Source organism: Streptomyces sp. NBC_00249 (genome assembly GCF_026342355.1).
In the GTDB taxonomy this organism is placed as follows: domain Bacteria; phylum Actinomycetota; class Actinomycetes; order Streptomycetales; family Streptomycetaceae; genus Streptomyces.
In genome coordinates this window covers 226,475-245,805 of the sequence record NZ_JAPEMV010000004.1, presented here as the reverse complement: position 1 = coordinate 245,805, position 19,331 = coordinate 226,475, and the positions used below count along the sequence as shown (strand labels likewise).

The 19,331-nt window shown below is 73.0% G+C and carries 21 protein-coding genes; 11 read left to right on the top strand and 10 right to left on the bottom strand.

Annotation, left to right across the window (positions count from 1 at the left end; genetic code table 11):
* Window positions 1-287: 287 nt before the first annotated feature.
* The 5 genes from OOK31_RS19425 (at window position 288) to OOK31_RS19405 (ending at window position 5,178) form a co-directional block, all read left to right on the top strand.
* A complete protein-coding gene (locus OOK31_RS19425) occupies window positions 288-1,400 on the top strand; it encodes a CE1758 family FMN-dependent luciferase-like monooxygenase (RefSeq protein ID WP_267088535.1) in 1,113 nt (370 codons plus the stop codon).
* A 4-nt stretch (window positions 1,401-1,404) separates the two neighbouring features.
* On the top strand, window positions 1,405-1,821 hold the full coding sequence (locus OOK31_RS19420) for a DUF3151 domain-containing protein (RefSeq protein ID WP_267088534.1): 417 nt from the start codon (window positions 1,405-1,407) through the stop codon (window positions 1,819-1,821).
* 220 nt (window positions 1,822-2,041) lie between these two features.
* A complete protein-coding gene (locus OOK31_RS19415; RefSeq protein WP_267088533.1) occupies window positions 2,042-2,890 on the top strand; it encodes a tryptophan 2,3-dioxygenase family protein in 849 nt (282 codons plus the stop codon).
* Window positions 2,883-4,118 (top strand): kynureninase, encoded by a 1,236-nt coding sequence (kynU, locus tag OOK31_RS19410; RefSeq protein WP_267088532.1) that lies wholly within the window; start codon window positions 2,883-2,885, stop codon window positions 4,116-4,118. The genes OOK31_RS19415 and kynU overlap by 8 nt, the downstream gene beginning before the upstream one ends.
* Window positions 4,119-4,299: 181 nt before the next feature.
* Complete coding sequence (locus OOK31_RS19405) at window positions 4,300-5,178, top strand: S9 family peptidase (RefSeq protein ID WP_267088531.1); 879 nt, start codon at window positions 4,300-4,302, stop codon at window positions 5,176-5,178.
* Between the two features lie 22 nt (window positions 5,179-5,200).
* Here the strand turns inward: OOK31_RS19405 and OOK31_RS19400 are convergent, their stop codons facing one another.
* The 3 genes from OOK31_RS19400 to OOK31_RS19390 form a co-directional block, all read right to left on the bottom strand.
* Entirely contained in the window at window positions 5,201-6,085 is an 885-nt protein-coding gene (locus tag OOK31_RS19400) for an RNA polymerase sigma-70 factor (RefSeq protein WP_267088530.1), read from the bottom strand.
* Window positions 6,086-6,110: 25 nt separating this feature from the next.
* Window positions 6,111-7,304 (bottom strand): NAD(P)/FAD-dependent oxidoreductase, encoded by a 1,194-nt coding sequence (locus OOK31_RS19395; RefSeq protein WP_267088529.1) that lies wholly within the window; start codon window positions 7,302-7,304, stop codon window positions 6,111-6,113.
* A gap of 150 nt (window positions 7,305-7,454) precedes the next feature.
* Complete coding sequence (locus OOK31_RS19390; protein WP_267088528.1) at window positions 7,455-7,955, bottom strand: carboxymuconolactone decarboxylase family protein; 501 nt, start codon at window positions 7,953-7,955, stop codon at window positions 7,455-7,457.
* A gap of 125 nt (window positions 7,956-8,080) precedes the next feature.
* Here OOK31_RS19390 and OOK31_RS19385 point away from each other — a divergent pair, with 125 nt between their 5' ends.
* A complete protein-coding gene (locus OOK31_RS19385; protein WP_267088527.1) occupies window positions 8,081-8,329 on the top strand; it encodes a type II toxin-antitoxin system CcdA family antitoxin in 249 nt (82 codons plus the stop codon).
* Window positions 8,326-8,724, top strand: coding sequence for a DNA-binding protein (locus OOK31_RS19380; protein WP_267088526.1), 399 nt, complete (start codon window positions 8,326-8,328; stop codon window positions 8,722-8,724). Before OOK31_RS19385 ends, OOK31_RS19380 begins: the two co-directional genes overlap by 4 nt.
* A gap of 55 nt (window positions 8,725-8,779) precedes the next feature.
* Here the strand turns inward: OOK31_RS19380 and OOK31_RS19375 are convergent, their stop codons facing one another.
* Complete coding sequence (locus OOK31_RS19375) at window positions 8,780-10,063, bottom strand: adenylosuccinate synthase (RefSeq protein WP_267088525.1); 1,284 nt, start codon at window positions 10,061-10,063, stop codon at window positions 8,780-8,782.
* A gap of 184 nt (window positions 10,064-10,247) precedes the next feature.
* Here OOK31_RS19375 and OOK31_RS19370 point away from each other — a divergent pair, with 184 nt between their 5' ends.
* A complete protein-coding gene (locus OOK31_RS19370) occupies window positions 10,248-11,057 on the top strand; it encodes a diacylglycerol kinase (RefSeq protein WP_267088524.1) in 810 nt (269 codons plus the stop codon).
* Window positions 11,058-11,167: 110 nt separating this feature from the next.
* Here OOK31_RS19370 and OOK31_RS19365 read toward each other — a convergent pair whose 3' ends face one another.
* Window positions 11,168-11,542, bottom strand: coding sequence for a VOC family protein (locus tag OOK31_RS19365; protein WP_267088939.1), 375 nt, complete (start codon window positions 11,540-11,542; stop codon window positions 11,168-11,170).
* Window positions 11,543-11,649: 107 nt separating this feature from the next.
* On the opposite strand from OOK31_RS19365, the gene OOK31_RS19360 reads away from it, so the two are divergent.
* A complete protein-coding gene (locus tag OOK31_RS19360) occupies window positions 11,650-11,826 on the top strand; it encodes an MTH938/NDUFAF3 family protein (RefSeq protein ID WP_267088523.1) in 177 nt (58 codons plus the stop codon).
* Window positions 11,827-11,849: 23 nt separating this feature from the next.
* Here OOK31_RS19360 and OOK31_RS19355 read toward each other — a convergent pair whose 3' ends face one another.
* Window positions 11,850-12,752, bottom strand: a complete 903-nt coding sequence (locus OOK31_RS19355) for a S41 family peptidase (RefSeq protein ID WP_267088522.1) — start codon at window positions 12,750-12,752, stop codon at window positions 11,850-11,852.
* A gap of 133 nt (window positions 12,753-12,885) precedes the next feature.
* Window positions 12,886-13,401 (bottom strand): GbsR/MarR family transcriptional regulator, encoded by a 516-nt coding sequence (locus OOK31_RS19350; RefSeq protein WP_267088938.1) that lies wholly within the window; start codon window positions 13,399-13,401, stop codon window positions 12,886-12,888.
* A gap of 75 nt (window positions 13,402-13,476) precedes the next feature.
* Here OOK31_RS19350 and OOK31_RS19345 point away from each other — a divergent pair, with 75 nt between their 5' ends.
* Window positions 13,477-14,382 carry an ABC transporter ATP-binding protein gene (locus OOK31_RS19345; RefSeq protein ID WP_267088521.1) on the top strand — a complete coding sequence of 302 codons (906 nt, stop codon included), beginning with the start codon at window positions 13,477-13,479 and terminating at the stop codon, window positions 14,380-14,382.
* On the top strand, window positions 14,379-15,965 hold the full coding sequence (locus tag OOK31_RS19340) for an ABC transporter permease (protein ID WP_267088520.1): 1,587 nt from the start codon (window positions 14,379-14,381) through the stop codon (window positions 15,963-15,965). Before OOK31_RS19345 ends, OOK31_RS19340 begins: the two co-directional genes overlap by 4 nt.
* A gap of 35 nt (window positions 15,966-16,000) precedes the next feature.
* Here OOK31_RS19340 and OOK31_RS19335 read toward each other — a convergent pair whose 3' ends face one another.
* From OOK31_RS19335 to OOK31_RS19325, 3 genes are read right to left on the bottom strand one after another with little or no spacing between them, the layout of a single operon-like run.
* On the bottom strand, window positions 16,001-17,218 hold the full coding sequence (locus tag OOK31_RS19335; protein ID WP_267088519.1) for a cytochrome P450: 1,218 nt from the start codon (window positions 17,216-17,218) through the stop codon (window positions 16,001-16,003).
* Window positions 17,219-17,278: 60 nt separating this feature from the next.
* Window positions 17,279-17,938 (bottom strand): response regulator transcription factor, encoded by a 660-nt coding sequence (locus OOK31_RS19330; protein ID WP_267088518.1) that lies wholly within the window; start codon window positions 17,936-17,938, stop codon window positions 17,279-17,281.
* Entirely contained in the window at window positions 17,935-19,257 is a 1,323-nt protein-coding gene (locus OOK31_RS19325) for a sensor histidine kinase (RefSeq protein ID WP_267088517.1), read from the bottom strand. The genes OOK31_RS19330 and OOK31_RS19325 overlap by 4 nt, the downstream gene beginning before the upstream one ends.
* Window positions 19,258-19,331: the final 74 nt, after the last annotated feature.

Genomic DNA, 19,331 nt, shown 5'->3' with positions numbered 1-19,331 from the left:
GCATCGACTGCACCCCTACCGTCCGCCCAGGACCCCTCTTACGGGGAGGTGTCCCGGCCACCGCACTTGTCCGAAAGGTGGTGGGGCCGCCACCATCCCGCCACCACCACGCCGCCACTCCCCGTCCGCGCCCTCCGACTTGACGGACTGTTGAAAAGGCAATGGCCCCTTCCGTGCGGAGTCCGGCACGGTCGGACCGGCACCACGAGCCGCGGTGCCGGGGCCTGCCCCCCGGCACCGCGCACCCCGTCCGCACGCAGCCGGGGTGCGGAAAGGGGAGGGGCACGGTGCAGTTCGGCATCTTCTCGCTCGGCGACGTCACCCCCGACGCGCCGACCGGCCGTACGCCGACCGAGTACGAGCGCATCAAGGCCATGACCACCCTCGCCGTCCGCGCGGAGGAGGCCGGGCTCGACGTCTTCGCCACCGGCGAGCACCACAGCCCGCCCCACGTCACCTCCTCGCCGCCGACCCTCCTCGCCTACGTGGCCGCGCGCACCCGGCGGCTGATCCTCTCCACCGCCACCACCCTGATCACCACCAACGACCCGGTGCGCGTCGCCGAGGAGTACGCGCTCCTCCAGCACCTCGCCGACGGCCGCCTGGACCTGATGACCGGCCGCGGCAACGTCCCGAACGTCTACCCCTGGTTCGGGCAGGACCTCCGCCGCGGCCTCGCCCTCGCCCGCGAGAACTACGCCCTCCTGCACCGCCTCTGGCGCGAGGAGGAGGTCGACTGGAAGGGCAGCTCCCGCGCCCGCCTCGACGGCTTCACCTCCACGCCCCGCCCGCTGGACGGCGTACCGCCCTTCGTGTGGCACGGGTCGGTCCGCTCGCCGGAGACCGCGGAGCAGGCCGCGTACTACGGCGACGGCTTCTTCGCGAACAACCTCTTCGCCCCCGTCGAGCACTACGCCCGCCTCGTGGACCTGTACCGGACCCGGTACGCCGACCACGGCCACGGCAGCGCCGAGCAGGCCGTCGTCGGCGTCGGCGGGCAGCTCTTCGTACGGGCGCGCTCGCAGGACGCGGTGAGCGAGTTCCGCCCGTACTTCGACCGCTCGCCCGTCCACGGGGGCCGCGAGTCCCTGGAGGAGTGCACCGCCCGGACCCCGCTGGCCGTCGGCAGCCCGGACCAGGCCGTCGAGAAGGTCCTCGGCTTCCGGGAGGCCTACGGCGACTACCAGCGCCAGCTCTTCCTGCTGGACCACGCCGGGCTGCCGCTGAGCACCGCGCTGGAGCAGATCGACCTGCTCGGGGAGCGGATCGTGCCCGTGCTGCGCCGGGAACTGGCCGCCTCCCGCCCGCCGACGGTCCCGCCGGGCCCCCGCCACCCCGCGGCGGCCGCGGGCGCCCCGGCTCCCCTCGACCCCGCTGCCACCGCCTCTGGGACACACTGATCCCATGTCGATTCACCAGAACCTGCTCGGGGGCCCCGCCCCCACCCACCTGCCCGACGAGCCCGCGCCCCGCGAGGCCCTCGCCGCCGGGACCGACCCGGCCGAGGTGGCCGCCGCGCACCCCACCTCCTCCCTCGCCTGGGCCGCCCTCGCCGACCGGGCCTACGCCGCCGGCAGCACCGTCGAGTCGTACGCGTACGCCCGTACGGGCTACCACCGCGGCCTGGACGCCCTGCGCCGCGCCGGCTGGAAGGGCCACGGCCCGGTGCCGTGGGAGCACGAGCCGAACCGCGGCTTCCTGCGCGCGCTGAACGCCCTGGCCCGCGCCGCCGGCGCGATCGGCGAGAAGGAGGAGTACGAGCGCTGCTCGACCTTCCTGCGCGACTCCTCCGCGACGGCCGCTGACACGCTGGCCGAGTGAGCGCCGGGCGTCCGGCGGGCATCCGCAGGGGTGGCCGCCGGGCGCCCGCCGGGGCGTCCGTCCTGGTGATCGTCGGGTGAAGGCCCCGGACACACTCGGATAACTGCTCTAGAGGCGCTCCGGATCCCCTGCTTATGATGCGAGGCAGGGGACCGGGGCTCCACTTACCTCACCGGAAGGAGCGGACCGCTACCCGGAAGCACGTGTCGAGGAGACAGAAATGTCGCACGCCCTTGATGCCTCCGGAGCCGGTTCGGACACCCCGAACCTCGACTTCGCCGGCACCACCCCGTACGAGGACTACGTCCAGGCCGACGTCCTCACCCACCTCCAGCACCTGCGCTCGGACGACCCCGGCGAGATGGTGTTCCTGGTCACGACCCAGGTCATGGAGCTGTGGTTCACGGTGATCGTCCACGAGTGGGAGACCGCCGCCCGCGCACTGCGCCAGGACGACCTCCCGGTCGCGACGGACGCGCTGAAACGATCCCTCCGCGAGCTGGAGGCCCTGAACGCCTCCTGGCGGCCCCTGGCCCAGCTCACTCCCGCCCAGTTCAACGCCTATCGCGCGGCGCTCGGCGAAGGTTCCGGTTTCCAGTCGGCGATGTACCGCCGGATGGAGTTCCTGCTCGGCGAGAAGTCCGCCTCGATGCTCGTCCCGCACCGCGGCGCGCCGCGCGTCCACGGAGAGCTGGAGAAGGCCCTCCAGGAGCCCAGCCTCTACGACGAGACCCTGCGCCTGCTCGCCCGCCGGGGCCTGCCGGTCCCCCAGGAGGTCCTGGACCGGGACCTCGCGCTGCGCTACGAGCCCTCGCCGGCGGTCGAGGCCGTCTGGACGGGCCTGTACGCCGAGCCCACCGGGGAGCACGCGGACCTGCACCGTCTCGGCGAGATCCTCACCGACGTCGCGGAACTGGTCTGGCGCTGGCGCAACGACCACCTCGTCGCGACCCGCCGCGCCATGGGCGCGAAGACGGGCACGGGCGGCTCGGCCGGTGTGACCTGGCTGGAGAAGCGCGCGACGAAGAACGTCTTCCCCGAGCTGTGGACGGCCCGCAGCCATGTCTGACGCGACCTCGAACCCCATACCCGAGCCCACGGCCGGCGTCGACGGCGACCTCGCGGCCCGCGCCGCCCAGCTGGACGCCGAGGACGGTCTCGGCAAGCTCCGGGAACGCTTCACCCTCCCCGACGGCGTCGTCTACCTCGACGGGAACTCCCTCGGCGCCCTCCCGGCGGCCGTGCCCGACGCCATGAGCGACGTCGTGCGCCGCCAGTGGGGCGAGTTGCTCATCCGTTCCTGGGACGAGAGCGACTGGTGGACCGCCCCCGAGCGGATCGGCGACCGGATCGCGCCGCTGGTCGGCGCGGCCCCCGGCCAGATCGCCGTCGGCGACTCCACCAGCGTCAACCTCTTCAAGGCCCTGGTCGGCGCCGCCCGGCTCGCCGCCCCGGGCCGCACCCGGATGCTGGTCGACGCGACGACCTTCCCGACGGACGGCTACATCGCCGCCTCCGCCGCCCGGATGACCGGCCTGGAGATCGTCCCGGTCGACCCGTCCGGGGCGGCGGAGCGGATGACCGCCGACACGGCCGTCGTCCTGCTCAACCACGTCGACTACCGCACCGGCCGGCTCCACGACCTGCCCGCCCTCACCCGGGCGGCCCACGCGGCGGGCGCGCTCGTCGTCTGGGACCTGTGCCACTCGGCCGGCGCCCTGCCGGTGGGGCTCGACGCGCACGGGGTCGACCTCGCCGTCGGGTGCACGTACAAGTACCTCAACGGCGGCCCGGGCGCCCCGGCGTACCTGTACGTCGCCGCCCGCCACCAGGACGGCTTCGACTCCCCGCTGCCCGGCTGGAACAGCCACGCGGAGCCCTTCGCGATGACCCCGGAGTACGAGCCCGCCCGGGGCGCGGCCCGGGCGCGCGTCGGGACCCCGGACATCCTGTCGATGCTCGCGCTGGAGTCGGCCCTCGGGGTGTGGGAGGGGGTGGACGTCGCCGACGTCCGCGCCAAGTCCCTCGCGCTGACGGACTTCTTCCTGGAGTGCGTGGCCGCGTACGTCCCCGCGGGCAAGGTCGAGGCGGTCACCCCGGCCGGGCACGCGGAGCGCGGCAGCCAGGTCTCGCTGCGCTGCGGGAACGCGCGCGAGGTGATGGCGGAGCTCATCGCGCGGGGCGTCGTCGGGGACTTCCGGGCCCCCGACGTCCTGCGGTTCGGGTTCACCCCGCTCTACGTCGGGTTCGCCGACGCCGAGCGCGCGGCCCGCACGCTGGGTCACATTTTCGGGTGACTCGGTAGCACGAGGTAGCGAAACGTCACAGCACTCGGCGGGCGGGGCTCCGGCTCCGCCCGCCGGTCCATGTCGCTGTCCCGCCACGGAACGGCGGGTTCCGGCCTGATACGGTCCCGCTCTGCCGGAACACCGGAACATCTGTCCCCGCTGTCCCACGCGTTACCGAGAGGTTGAGCCGATGACGGACCCCGCAGTCGAACGGGACGCCGCCGAGGCCGCCTCGGCCTTCTCGCACTCCCCGGTGGCCCCGGACGCGAGCGCCGCGTACGGGCAACACCCCGACCAGGTCGTCGACTTCTACGCCCCGCGCGGAGACCCGTCGCGCCCGGCCCCGCTGGTGGTGCTCCTGCACGGCGGTGCCTGGCGCGCCCCGTACGACCGGCAGCACGTCACCCCCTTCGCGGACTTCCTGGCCCGGCGGGGTTTCGCCGTCGCCAACGTCGAGTACCGGCGCGGAAGTTCCCTGCCGCACCAGGGCGGTGCGGGCGGGCCGGTGGCCGGGCGCTGGCCCGAGACCTTCGACGACGTCGCCGCCGCCATGGACGCGCTCCCGGGGCTGGCCGCGGCGGCGCTGCCCGCCGCCGATCCGCACCGGACGGTGGTGACGGGCCACTCCGCGGGCGGACAGCTCGCGCTGTGGGCGGCGGCGCGGCACGTCCTGCCGTACGGGTCCCCGTGGCGGCTGCCCGCCCCGCCGGCGCTGCGCGGCGTCGTGGCACTGGCCCCCATCGCCGACTTCGCGGTGGCCGAGCGGCTGGAGGTGTGCGGCGGCGCGTCCGCGCAGCTGCTGGGCGGGCCCGGGCACTGGGAGGAGCGGCTGCCCTACGCCGACCCGGCGGCCCTGCTCCCGACGGGCATCGCCACCGCCGTGGTGCACGGGCGGGAGGACATCGTGGTCCCGCCGGAGGTGGCGGAGTCGTACGTGGCCGCGGCGGCGAAGGCGGGGGAGATGGTCGGCCTGACGGTGGTCGAGGGCGTCGGCCACTTCCCGCTGATCGACCCGGCCGCCGACGCCTGCGCGGTGGTGGCCGAGGAGATCTCGCAGCTCGCCTGGTAGGGCCCTGCCGCCGTCGGAGGCGTCACCGCAGGGTCAGCGGGGTCTCGGACTCCACACGGGAGAGCTTCTGCGGGTTGCGGACGTAGTAGAGGCCGGTGATGAGGCCGTCCTCGACGCGGGCCGCCAGGATGCCGTCGAGCTCCCCGTCCTTGTGGACGGCGAGGGCCGGGCTGCCGTTGACCACGGTGGGGGCGAAGGCCAGCGGAAGCTGGTTCTTGCCGATGCCGCCGACCAGGAAGCGGGCCACCTTGTCGGCCGTGACGATCGGCCGCAGCGCCGCCTGCTTGATGCCGCCGCCGTCGGCCACCAGGACGACCTCCGGCGAGAGCACGTCGAGGAGGCTCTGGATGTCCCCCGTGTCGACGGCGTTCCGGAACGACTCCAGGGCGGCCCGGGTCTCGGTCTGGGAGACCACCTCGCGCGGGCGGCGGGCGTCGACGTGCTTGCGGGCGCGGTGCGCGATCTGCCGGACGGCTGCCGGGGTCTTCTCGACGGCGGCCGCGATCTCCTCGTAGCCGACGTCGAAGACCTCGCGGAGCACGAACACGGCCCGCTCGGTCGGCGACAGCGTCTCCAGGACGAGCATCACCGCCATGGACACGCTCTCGGCGAGCTCGGCGTCCTCCGCCACGTCGGGTGCGGTGAGCAGCGGCTCGGGCAGCCAGGAGCCGACGTAGGCCTCCTTGCGGCGCGACATGGAGCGCAGCCGGTTGAGGGACTGCCGGGTGGTGATCCGGACCAGGTAGGCGCGCAGGTCCCCGACCTGCGTCAGGTCGACCTTCACCCACCGCAGCCAGGTCTCCTGGAGGACGTCCTCCGCGTCGGCCGCCGATCCGAGCATCTCGTAGGCGACGGTGAAGAGGAGGTTGCGGTGGGCGACGAAGGTGTCGGTGGCCTGGTCGTTCATCTGCTGTTCGGGTCCTTCTCGTGTGTCAGCGGGTGGCCGGCGCGGTGGTGCGCCCGGCCTGGAGGAGCTCGCGGCGGGTGTCGCCGCCCGAGCCGGTGTGCAGGCGGTAGCTGCCGGGCTTGGCGGCCTCGTCGGCCAGGTGCTTGGGGACGACCTTGCAGACGGTCTCCTTGAGCTTCGCGCCGAGGCTGCCGTCGATCTTGAACCAGATGGCGACGTCGGCCCGGGTGGCGAACTGGAAGATGCCCGCGCGCCGGCCCAGGCTGATGCACTGGGCGGCGAAGTGCTGGTTGAGGGTCTCGGGCTGCTCGCCCGCGATCCGGCTGAGCACCGTGTCGGCGGCCCGCGCGCCCATCGGCATCGCGGACTGGCAGCTCATCCGCAGCGGCAGGCCCGACGGCGCCGCCGAGTCCCCGGCCGCGACGATGCGGTCGTCGTCCACGCTGGTCAGCGTCTCGTCCGTGAGGAGGCGGCCCAGGGCGTCGGTGCTCAGACCGCTGCGGGCGGCCAGGTCCGGGACGCCGAAGCCGACGGTCCAGACGGTCAGCCGGCTCGGCAGTTCGCGGCCGTCGGCGAGCCGTACGGCGTCCTCGGTCACCTCGGTCACCTTCGAGTCGGGGCCGTCGACGACGCGCACCCCGAGCTTCGCCAGCCGTCCGGCGACCGAACGGCGGCCCCGGGCGTGCAGGTACGGGCCGAGGACCCCGCCGCAGACCAGGTTCACGGTGCGGCCCAGCTCGGCCAGCTCGGCGGCGGTCTCGATGCCGGTCGGGCCGGCTCCGACCACCGTCACCGGAGCGTCCGCGGGGACGGCGTCGAGGGCCGGGCGCAGCCGCTGGGCGTCCTCCAGGGTGGCGATCGGGTACGCGAAGGCGGCCGCTCCGGGCACGCGCGGGTCGGCGGTGCCGCTGCCCACCGCGTAGACGAGGTGGTCGTAGGCGAGGGTGGCGCCCGAGGCCAGCGCCACGGAGCGGTCGGCCGCGTCGATCCGGGCCACGGTGTCGACCACCAGCCGGACGCCCTCGGCGAGGACGTCCCGGTAGGCGACGACCGCCGAGTCGGACCCGCCGACCAGCTGGTGCAGGCGGATGCGGTGGACGAACTCGGGGCGCGGGTTGACCAGCGTCACGCTCACGTCGCCGCGCTGCGTCAGGCGGTTGGCCGCCATGACTCCGGCGTATCCGCCGCCGATGACGACCACTTCGGTGTACTCGTTCATGGTGTCTCTCCGTTGCTCCGAGGGGGTTACGGCATCAAGACACCGGCTGGCCGACGGTTGTGACAGCGAATGCGTCCGATCTTGTTTTTTTCTTTCCGGGAGTCTCAGCCGAACGGGGCGGCGACTCCGTTCCTTCTTTCGTTTCCGGGCTCAGTCCCACTGCTCGTCCGCCAGCGAGGCGACCGGCTGCGGCTTGCCGATGACCGCCAGGGCGATGAAGAAGTTGATCTGGCCGATCGCGATGGTGAGCGTGGCGAGGGCCTTCTCGTCGTAGTGCTCGGCGACCTGCGCGTACAGCTCGTCGCTGACGCGCTCCTTGCCGGGAGGGGCCGGCTGGAGGGTCGCCTCCACCAGGGCGAGGGCCGCGCGCTCGGCGGCGGTGAAGTACGGGGCGTCCGTCCAGGACGACACGGCGGTGATCCGCTCCTCGCTCTCCCCGGCCTTGCGCAGGAACCCGGTGTTGAGGACGGTCAGGTAGGTGTTCCCGACGATCTGCCCGGCCCGCAGGTGGACGAGGCTCATCGTGGTCCGCGGCACGGACCGGTTGCCGGTGGCCCGGAACAGCGCGGCACTGATGTCCCCCAGCTCGGGGACGAACTGCCCCGGGTTCGGCATCCGGGAGATGGAGCGGGAGGTGTCGGTGTTCGTCATGGCTGCTCTCCTTCGGTCGGTGTCTTCACAGCACTGACGGACGGGAGCACGCGGATGTGACACGAACGGGGGAATCTTTTTTCATCGCCTCGCTCCGCTGGTGCATACCGCAGTACGCCCGCCGTATGTCAGGGACCACACGCATCACCGTGACGCTCCCCACCGAGCAGGTGGAGGAGCTCCGGAAGATGACGGACAACATCTCCGGGTACGTGGCCGAGGCGGTCGCCCGGCAGATCCGCAACGAGCTGCTCGGTCGCTACCTCGACGACCACGAAGCGGAGTACGGGGCGTTCACCGAGGCCGAGATGGCGGATGCCGAGGCGAGACTCTTCGGCCCTGAACAGAGCGAGGAGCCGGCGGTCGCCGCGTGACGCGATACGTGACCGCGGTACTGGACTCCCAGGGGCTGTCCGCACTCATCGAGCAGGACCGGAAGGTCACTCCCCTGATCCGGCGGCTGCAGTCGGCGGGGACCGATCTCGTCGTCTGCACGAACACCCTCGTGGAGGTCAGCCACGCGCGGGTGAACCCCGCCAAGCTGAACCGGGCGCTGTCGGCCGTCAAGATCGAGGCCGTTACCGCAGGGGCGGCCAGGGCGGCGGCGAAGCTGCTCAAGGGCGTCGGGCTGCACGGGCACGAGTACGCCGTCGACGCGACCGTCGCCGAGATGGCGCTGCGCCAGCCCGGGCCCGTGGTCATGCTGACGTCCGACGTCGAGGACATGCGCGCGCTGTGCGGTGACCGGGTCCGGCTCGTCGCGGTCTGAGCCGGGTACGCCGAAGGGGCGGGACGCATGCGCGTCCCGCCCCTTCGGGTGCTGCCTAGAGGAACGAGTTGATCTCGATCGTCTCGGTGCGGCCGGGGCCGACGCCGATCGCGGAGATCGGGGCGCCCGACATCTCCTCGAGGGCCTTGACGTACGCCTGGGCGTTCTTCGGGAGGTCCGCGAAGGTCTTGGCCTTGGTGATGTCCTCGGACCAGCCGGGGAGGGTTTCGTAGATCGGCTTCGCGTGGTGGAAGTCCGACTGCGAGTACGGGAGCTCCTCGACGCGCTTGCCGTCGATCTCGTACGCGACGCAGACCGGGATCTCCTCCCAGCCGGTCAGGACGTCCAGCTTGGTGAGGAAGAAGTCCGTCAGGCCGTTCACGCGGGTCGCGTAGCGGGCGATCGGGGCGTCGAACCAGCCGCAGCGGCGGTCACGGCCGGTGGTGACACCGCGCTCGCCACCGATGCGGCGCAGGGCCTCGCCGTCCTCGTCGAACAGCTCCGTCGGGAACGGGCCGGCGCCGACGCGGGTCGTGTACGCCTTCAGGATGCCGATGACGCGGCTGATCTTCGTCGGGCCCACGCCGGTGCCGGTGCAGGCGCCGCCGGCGGTCGGGTTCGAGGAGGTGACGAAGGGGTACGTGCCGTGGTCGACGTCGAGCAGGGTGCCCTGGCCGCCCTCGAAGAGCACGACCTTGTCCTCGTCCAGCGCGTTGTTCAGGATCAGGGTGGTGTCGGCGACGTAGCCCTTGATCTGGTCCGCGTACTGGAGCATCTCCTCGACGATCGCGGAGGCCTCGATCGCGCGGCGGTTGTACAGCTTGGCGAGGAGCTGGTTCTTGCCCTCCAGCGCCGCTTCGACCTTCTGGATGAGGATCGACTCGTCGTACAGGTCCTGGACGCGGATGCCGACGCGGTTGATCTTGTCCGCGTAGGTCGGGCCGATGCCGCGGCCGGTCGTACCGATCTTGCGCTTGCCGAGGAAACGCTCGCCGACCTTGTCGAGGGTGACGTTGTACGGCGTGATCAGGTGCGCGTTGCCGCTGATGAGCAGCTTGGAGGTGTCGATGCCGCGCTCGTTCAGGCCGCGCAGCTCGGAGAGCAGGACGGCCGGGTCGACGACGACGCCGTTACCGATGACCGGGGTGCATCCGGGGGAGAGGATGCCGGAAGGGAGAAGGTGCAGCGCGTACTTCTGGTCGCCTACGACGACCGTGTGGCCGGCGTTGTTGCCACCCTGGTAGCGCACCACATAGTCAACGGATCCACCGAGCAGGTCGGTGGCCTTTCCCTTGCCCTCGTCACCCCACTGAGCTCCGAGCAGCACAAGAGCGGGCACAGGCGTACACCTCTTCCGGATGGGGCATGTCCAAGGTCAGGGGGCGTACGACGATGTACACCGCAGGCTGAGCCGTCGGACCGGTGCCCCGGAATAGACGAAGGCCCTGGCGCAATAGCGCAAGGGCCTCTTGCACAAAGATGCTACCCGAGGAAGGACCGAGGTGTCGGCTCCAGAGCCCGCCATGAGCCAAGCGGGTGCGCCGGTAGGCGGCCTGCTCGTGCTCGTCGACCCGGTCGCCCGCCGTCTTGACGGCGAGTCCGTGCGAATCGCGAAAGATGTGTTGTCAGCGGGAGCGGCGGCGAAAATCTGCCTCCCGGATTCGCAGGAGGAATTCGCGCGGGCCCTCGCCCGCCGCGGTCATCGGCGGCCGGTGGTCGTCGGGGACGACCGGGCCCTGGTGCGGGCCGTGGGGCTGCTGCACCGGGAGCGGGGCCTGGGGGACGGGGCGCTCTCGCTGGTCCCGGTGGGGGCGGCGTCCTCGCTGGTACTGGCCCGCTCGCTCGGGGTGCCGCTGTCGGCGGTGCTCGGCGCGCGGGCCGCGCTGGACGGCGTGTCGTACCCGCGGGACCTCCTCGTGGACGACAGCGGCGGGGTGGTGCTGGGCGGCCTGCGGATCGGGCCGCCGCCGCGCTCGGTCCCGGTGACCCGGTGGGGCGGGACGTACCGGTCGCTGCTGCGTACGTTGCTGCCGAGCCCGGCGGCGCCCGCGTCCGGGGTGCACCGGCTGCGGGTGGAGGTCGACGGGGCGGTGCTGGCCGACGTCGGGCACCCGGTGCGGGACGTGGCCGTGCGCACCGGCGGGGCGGGCGGCGCGGCCGAGGTGGTGGTCCAGCTGTCGGGGGCCGCCCCGCTGCGGGGCTGCGCCGAGGCCGTCACGGTGTCGGGGGCGGACTTCCGCTACCGCGCCGACCAGGCCCTGACGGGCCCGGTCCGGCGGCGTACGTGGACCCTGCACCGAGAGGCGTGGTCGCTGACGCTGCCGCGGGCCTGAGCCGTTCGGGGCCGGGGCCCTCGTGGCCCGGGCCCCGGCGGGTCACTGGCCGGCCGGGTCCGTGGCGGCGGCCTCGATCAGGTCCGTCACCGCGCCCGCCGCCGTACGGTTCACATCGGTTCGAGTACGGACAGCACGTTCCCCGCCGGGTCCTTGAACCAGGCGATGGCCGGGCCCTGCTCCTCGCGGACGATGCCCTTGTCGTCGGTGGCGAAGCCCGGGTACCGCTCGAAGACGACCCCGGCCGCCGTCAGCCGGTCGACGGCCTGCTCGACGTCGGGCACGGGGAAGTTGAGGATCGTGAAGCTCGCGGGCTCGTGGTTGTCCTTCGGGTACACCAGCACCGTGGTGTCGTCGGCGAGGTGCAGGAAGAGCATGCCCTTGTCCTCGGAGACGCGCAGGCCCATGGTCTCCCCGTAGAACCGCTTGGCCTCGGCGATGTCGTCGACCGAGAACCCGCTGAACGGCTTGCTGCCTTCGAACATGATCGGCCCTTCGACGTACGCGGCCCCCTCCCTCATGGTCCCTCCGGGCCCGGGGACCGTCGACCGGTGACGCGGACGGCGATGCGGGCGGTGACGGGAGCCGCGCCGTGATCGTCCTCGGCCTCGGCATGGAGCGGCGCCTGGGGGTGGCCCCGGAGACCCTGGTGCTGCTCCGGGAGGCCGGGGCCGAGGTGCACGTCGAGGAGACGCGGGCGGCCGTCGGGCTCTACAACGCGCTGGCCGCCGCCCGGCGGGTCGGTGGGCTCTTCCATTCGACCTGCTGAGCGGCGGCTGCGGCGCGTACGGCTCAGGCGGTGGTCGTGCCCAGTCGGCGCGTCGTGGCCTTCAGGGCCTCTTCGAGGGCCTGCTCGGCCGGGACCTGGATGTCGGGGACGACGCCCACGCCCTCCCAGTTGGTGCCGGTGACGGTGTTGATGGCCCGGGCCGTCGGCACCGTCACGAGGACGTGCTCGCTGACCGCGTGGCGGGCCGTGGGATGGGCGCCGCCGCGCGTGGTCTCGCCGACGACGACGGCCCGGCCCTGCGCCTGCAGGGTGTACGCCACGTCCTCGCCCCCGGAGAAGGTGATCGCGCTGGTGAGCACGTGGACCGGGCGGTCCCCGTAGCGCGGCGCGGGCAGGTGCGCGGTGGTCCAGAACTGCCGGGTCGAGTCGCTGCCCCGGTCGTAGATGTCGTTCAGGTGGACCTGGTCGTCGGCGAAGAAGTAGCTGCACCACATCGCCGCCCCCTCCGGGGACCCGCCGAGGCACCCCCGCAGGTCCAGGACGAGCGCGGAGCTGTGCGCGACGAGGGTCATGGCCGCGCCGATCGCGCTCGCGCCCTCGGCGGCGGTCGTGATGCGGTTGAGCTCGATGAGGCCGACGCCGCCCTCCAGGTGCTCGACGCGGCGGACCCCGTGGTTGTGGGCCTTCAGCAGCGCGAGGAACGCGGCAGCGCCGCCGTCGTCGTCCACCGGCTCCAGCGACTGCGGTTCGTCCGTCCAGAGCAGCCGCAGGTGCTTGTCGGGGCAGACCTCCTGGAGGTCCGCGGTCACCGTCTCGCAGAGTTCGGGGCCGCTGAGGCCCGCGTAGGCGCCCTCCGCGAGACGGCCGCGGATCGCGGTCTCGATGGCGGCGGTCTTCTCGGGGAAGACGTACCCCGCGGTGATGCGCTGCAGGGCCAGGTCTATGACGTGCTCGTTGGTAGGCATGGCGGATCATGCTAGGAGGTCGCTACCGCTACGACCAGCGGTTTTACCGGGGCGGCGCGGAGCCGTGGTTCCGGTAGGGCGGGTTCCGGCGGGTCAGGGCGGGTTTGAGTAGGCCCCGGCAGGTCAGGGCAGGTCAGGGCAGGTCGAGGGTGGCGCGGTGGGTGCGCCAGCGGTCCATCAGGCCGAGCATCTCGTGCTGGAGGAACTCGAAGAACGCCGCCGTCTCCGCGACCCGCGCCCCCGCCGGGGAGTCCGCGCCGAGGCCGGCCGCGCCCTCGCGCAGGGTCTTCTCCCAGAGGGTGAGCACCTGGTCCCGGCGGGTGAAGGTCTCGTACCAGAGCTCGTTGTGCAGGACGTAGCGGTCGCGGCGGGAGCCCGGCTCGCGCTCCCGGCTGACCATGTTGACCTGCGTCAGGTAGGCCACGGCCCCCGACACCGCCGCCGGGCTGATGCGGAGGGCCTCGCTCAGTTCCGCCGAGGTCATCGCGCCGCCGTCGCTCGCGAGGAGCCGCGCGAAGACGCGGGCGGCCATGCGCTGCATGCCCGCCTCGGTCAGCTGCGCGGCGAACCGCTCGACGAAGCGGGAGACCGCTTCCTCGTCCCGGTCGACGCGCTCGTCCCGCTCGTCCCGTGCATCTCGTACGTCCATTGGTTCGGCCACCCTCCAGACTTTACGTGATTCCCGACCTTCACAATTTTGTGAAGCTAGCGTACGTTCAGAAGCATGACGAAGGCAATCAGCGTCGCCGGACTCCACAAGGCGTTCGGCCGCACCCACGCGCTGGACGGGCTCGACCTCGACGTCGCGACCGGCGAGGTCCACGGCTTCCTCGGCCCCAACGGCGCCGGGAAGTCCACCACCATCCGGGTCCTCCTCGGCCTGCTGCGCGCCGACTCCGGGACCGCCACCCTCCTCGGCGGCGACCCGTGGGCCGACGCCGTCGCCCTCCACCGCCGCGTCGCCTACGTCCCCGGCGACGTCACCCTGTGGCGCAACCTCTCCGGCGGCGAGGTCATCGACCTCTACGGACGACTGCGCGGCGGACTCGACCGCGCCCGGCGGGCCGAACTCGTCGAACGCTTCGAACTGGACCCGGCCAAGAAGGGCCGTACGTACTCCAAGGGCAACCGGCAGAAGGTGGCCCTCGTCGCCGCCTTCGCCTCCGACGCCGAACTGCTCGTCCTGGACGAGCCCACCTCCGGCCTCGACCCGCTCATGGAGGAGGTCTTCCAGAGCTGCGTCGCCGAGGCCCGCGCCGCCGGGCGCACCATCCTGCTCAGCTCGCACATCCTCAGCGAGGTCGAGACCCTCTGCGACCGGGTCAGCATCATCCGCGCCGGCCGCACCGTGGAGAGCGGCACCCTCGCCGAGCTGCGCCACCTCACCCGTACGTCGATCACCGCCGAGCTGGCCGGACCGCCGAACGGCGTCGCGCACCTGCCCGGCGTTCACGACGTCGAGGTGCGCGGCCTCAAGGTCAGCCTCCAGGCCGACACCGACAAGCTGGACGCCGTCCTGCGCGCCCTGACCGCCTCGGGCGTACGGTCGCTGACCGCGACCCCGCCCACCCTCGAAGAGCTGTTCCTGCGCCACTACACCGTCGGCGCCGAGGGGGTGAGCGGGCGATGAAGGGACGCCGACTGGCGGGCACCGGAACGCTGCTGCGCCTCGCCCTGCGCCGCGACCGGGTGACGGCGCCCGTCTGGATCCTCGTCACCGCCCTGCTGGTGGTCAGCATGCCGCGCTCGCTCGGCGCCGTGTACGGGAACGCCGCCGAACGCGCCGAGATCGCCGCTTCGATGAACGCCAACAGCTCGATGCGGGCCATGTACGGGCCCGTGTTCGGCGACTCCCTCGGCGCGCTCACCGCCTGGCGCGGCGGGGTCTACGCCGCCGTGCTCGCCGCCGCGATGAGCCTGGTCCTCGTCGTCCGGCACACCCGAGAGGAGGAGGAGACCGGCCGTCAGGAACTGCTCTCGGCGGGCGCGGTGGGGCGCGCGGCGCCGCTGACCGCCGCACTGCTGGCGGCGCTCGTCGCCGACGGGTGCGTGGCCCTGCTCGTCGCGGGCGGCCTCGCCGGGCAGGGCGCCGCCGGGGCGCTCGCGCTCGGGGCGGCCGTCGGCGGCGCCGGGCTGTTCTTCGCGGCGGTCGCGGCCGTCGCCGCGCAGCTGACCGAGAGCGCGCGGGCCGCCAAGGGGCTCACCGCCGGGGTGCTCGGCGCCGCCTTCGTCCTGCGGGCGGCGGGCGACTCCGCCGAGGCGGGCGGTGGCTCGGCGGCGACCTGGGCCTCCCCGCTGGGGTGGGCGGAGAACGTACGGGCCTTCGCGGGCGAACGCTGGTGGGTGCTCGGGCTGTCCCTGGCCTGCGCCGCGGCCCTCGTGCTCGGCGCGTACGCCCTGGCGGCCCGCCGGGACCTGGGCACCGGCCTCCTGCCCGCCCGGCCCGGACCGGCCGAGGGCCGGCTCGGCACGGCGGGCGCGCTGGCCTGGCGGCTCCAGCGCGGCGGCCTGCTCGGCTGGAGCCTGGGCTTCCTCGCCGCCGGGGCCGTCTTCGGCGGGATGGCCTCCGGCGCCGCCGAAGTGGTCGGCGGCAACGAGAAGACCCGGCAGATCATCGAGCGCATGGGCGGCCAGAGCGGGCTCACCGACGCCTTCCTCGCCGCGATGGCCGGACTGTTCGGGATGGTCGCCGCGCTCTACGTGGTCTCCTCCGTGCTGCGCCTGCACGGGGAGGAGACCTCCCAGCGGGCCGAGCCGCTGCTCGCGAACGCCGTCGGCCGGCTGCGCTGGGCCGGCGGGCACCTGGCCGTGGCCTTCGGGGGCTCGGCGCTGATCCTGCTGCTCGCCGGGACGGGCCTCGGGATCGGACACGGCTCCGGGCTCGGCGCCACCGTGGGGGCCTGCCTCGCGCAGCTCCCGGCGGTGTGGCTGATCGGGGCCGTCGCCGCCCTGCTGCACGGCGCCGCACCCCGGTACGCCGTCGCCGGCTGGGCGGTGGCCGGGGCCGCGCTGGCCCTCGGCTGGCTCGGCCCGGCCCTCGGCCTGCCCCAGGCGGTCATGGACCTCTCGCCCTTCACCCACCTGCCGAAGCTCCCGGGCCCCCGGGCCGTCGACTGGGCAGACTGGGCGCCGCTCCTCGCCCTCACCGCCCTGGCGGCGGCCCTGACGGCGGCCGCCCTGGCCGCCCTGCGCCGCCGCGACCTGCTCGCGTAGGGGCTGCTGCTCGGACCGAGGCGGCCCCGGCGGTGCTAGAACTCCACCAGCAGTTCGCGCAGGCTCCGGATCACGTAACCGTCCCGCCACTGCGGCTCCCTGACGAGCCGTACGGGCGGGACGTCCGGGTTCAGGAGGGCGGCGAAGGAGGCCGCGAGCTCCAGGCGGGCCAGGGGTGCGCCGAGGCAGTAGTGGATGCCCGCGCCGAAGGTCAGGTGGGGGTTGTCGGCGCGGGTCAGGTCGAGGACGTCCGGTGCCGCGAAGCGGGCCGGGTCCCGGTTCGCTGACCCGAACAACAGTGCTACTTCGGCTCCCCGGGGGACGAGGACGTCACCGATCCGGATGTCCTCGAGCACCCAGCGTTCGAACAGCTGGAGGGGCGTGTCATAGCGCATCAGTTCATCCACAGCTGTGGACAACTTTTTCGGATCCGTGGATCCGCGGTGCGCACGGAGGGCCTCGAGCTGCTCCGGATTGCGGAAAAGGGCCCACCAGCCGTTCACCGTCGTGTTGACGGTCGCCTCGTGCCCGGCGTTCAGCAGGAGCACACAGGTGGAGATCATCTCCTGCTCGCTGAGCCGGCCCTCCTCATCGTGGGCGGCGATCAGCCCGGAGATCAAATCCGGGCCGGGCCGCTCCCGGCGCTCCGCGATCAACTCCCGCAGGTACGCGCTGAACTCCAGGCTCGCCGTCACCGCGCGGCGTGCCGTCTCCGCGGACGGGCGCAGCTCGTACATCCCGCAGATGTCCGCCGACCAGGGCCGCAGCAGCGGCCGGTCCGCCTCCGGGACGCCCAGCAACTCGGCGATCACCGCCACCGGCAGCGGTTCCGCGACGGCCGTCAGCAGGTCCCCGCCCCCGGCCGCCCGCAACCCGCCCACCAGCTCCCGGGCCAGCCGCTCCACGGAGGGCGCGAGCCGCTCCACCGTGCGCGGGGTGAAGGCCTTCGCCACCAGCCGCCGCACCCGCCCGTGCGCGGGATCCTCCAGATCCAGCAGGCCGTTGTCGTTCAGCGTGTGGAAGGGCTCGTGCTCCGGCGGCGGAGCCGCGCGCCCGAACTCCTCGTGGGTGAACCGGTGCAGATAGGTCCGCCCCAGCCGCCGGTCCCGCAACAGCGCGCTCACATCGGCGTAGTGCGGCACCAGCCACTGCCCGGTCGCCTCCGACCACACGGCCCGCCCCCGCTCCCGCAACTCCCGGTAGGCCGGGTACGGATCGGCGACGAACGCGGCATCCCACGGATCAAAGCCCATCCCCGAAGCCTAGGCCTACAGCTCGGCCCGCTCGATCCGTTCGACCCGCGCCGGTGCGGGCTAAGCGGGTGTCACCAGGCGGGTCTCGTACGCGTACACCGCGGCCTGGGTGCGGTCCCGCAGGCCCAGCTTCACCAGGATCCGGCTCACATGGGTCTTGATCGTGGACTCCGCCACCAGCAGCCGGTCCGCCATCTCCGCGTTGGACAGCCCCTGCGCGATCAGCACCAGCACCTCCGTCTCCCGCTCCGTCAGCTCCGCCACCCCCGCCGGATCCGCGAGCCTCGGCACATCTGCGAGCTTCGAGAACTCCAGGATCAGCCGCTTCGTCACCGAAGGGGCCAGCAACGCCTCCCCGGCCGCCACCACCCGCACGCCCTCCGCCAGCTGACGGGCCGACGCGTCCTTCAGCAGGAACCCGGACGCCCCCGCCCGCAGGGCCTGGTACACGTACTCGTCGAGGTCGAAGGTCGTCAGGACCAGCACCTTCGCGTCCGTGTCCGCCGCCACGATCTGCCGCGTCGCCTCCAGGCCGTTCATCTCCGGCATCCGGATGTCCATCAGCACCACGTCCGGCCGCAGGGCCGCCACCTGCGCCACGGCCTGCCGGCCGTCGACGGCCTCGCCCACCACCTCCATCCCCTCCATCGCGTTCAACAGGACGGAGAAACCCTCGCGGACCATCATCTGGTCGTCGACGATCAGCACCCTGATCGTCATGCCGGCTCCTCCTCGGGCTCCGGACGCCGCCGCACCGGTATGAACACCGCGACCTCGTACCCCCCGGACGCGGTCTCCCCGGCCGTCATCTCGCCCTCCAGCATCGCCACCCGCTCCCGCATCCCGGTGATCCCGTGCCCCGCCCCCGGCGACGGCGCCACGTCCCCGACCGCCGGACCGTTGACGACGCGTACCCCCAGGCCGCCCAGCACGTACGACACCTCGACCCCGGCCGGCGCGCCCGGCGCGTGCCGCAGGCTGTTGCTCAGCGCCTCCTGGATGATCCGGTACGCCGACAGCTCCACCCCCTGCGGCAGCTCGCGCACCGCCCCCGTGACCGTCTTGTCCACGCTCAGCCCGGCCTCCCGCACATTGGCCAGCAGCCCGTCCAGCGAGGCCAGCGTCGGCTGCGGGGCGTCGGGCGCCTCGTAGTCCGCGGACCGCACCACACCCAGCACCCGGCGCAGCTCCGTCAAAGCCGCCACCGCGTTCTCCCGGATGGTGACGAACGCCGCCTCCAGCTCCGGCGGCGGATTCTTCACCCGGTACGGGGCCGCCTCCGCCTGGATCGCCACCACCGACATGTGGTGCGCGACCACGTCGTGCAGCTCGCGGGCGATGGTCGTCCGCTCCTCCAGCAGCGTCCGCCGGTCCCGCTCGACCGCCGTCACCTCCTGCTGCGCGATGACCTCCCGACGGGCCTCCTTGCGGGTGTTGCGGACGGTCACCACCAGCAGGGCCACCGCCGAGAAGAAGGCCATCGGCCCGAGGTTGCCGCCGTCACCGACCAGGATCGGAAGGACCGTCCCGTACAGCAGGGTGATGCCCCACATCCAGGCGGCGGCCCGGGGCCGGACCCGCATCGCCACGAACGTCATGACGGCCAGCGTGGCGAGGAAGGTGCTCGGCGACCAGGGCCAGGTCATGGTCCGGTCGCTGAGCACCGCGAGGGCGGTGGTCATCGCCAGCATCGTCCAGTACGCCCCCACGGGCCGTACCAGGGTCATCAGCACCGGCCCCGCCGCCAGCAGCCCGAGCACCAGGAACTGGAGCGGCGGCCCCCCGTACAGGTTGTTCGCGCTGGCGAGCATGGTCACGCAGAACGCCGTGAACACCACCACCGCGTACGGCAGGTAGGCCGCCTGCGGCCGTATCCCCCGGGGGAGCCGCCGCACCACCGGACCGTCCGTACGCATCAGGGCCAGCGGCCGGTAGGCGAAGGCATCGGTGAACAGGTCGTCACGAAGGCTCCGCATCAAGCCCGAAGCCAGCCGCAATTCGGGTGGCCGGGGGGTCGCCCCGGTGGTCGTCTGGGTCATGCTCACACCGTAGGCCGGGGCCCTCGTCGTCCGCGTCGGCGCCGAAGGGGATATTCCGGGGTCCCCCTCAAGTA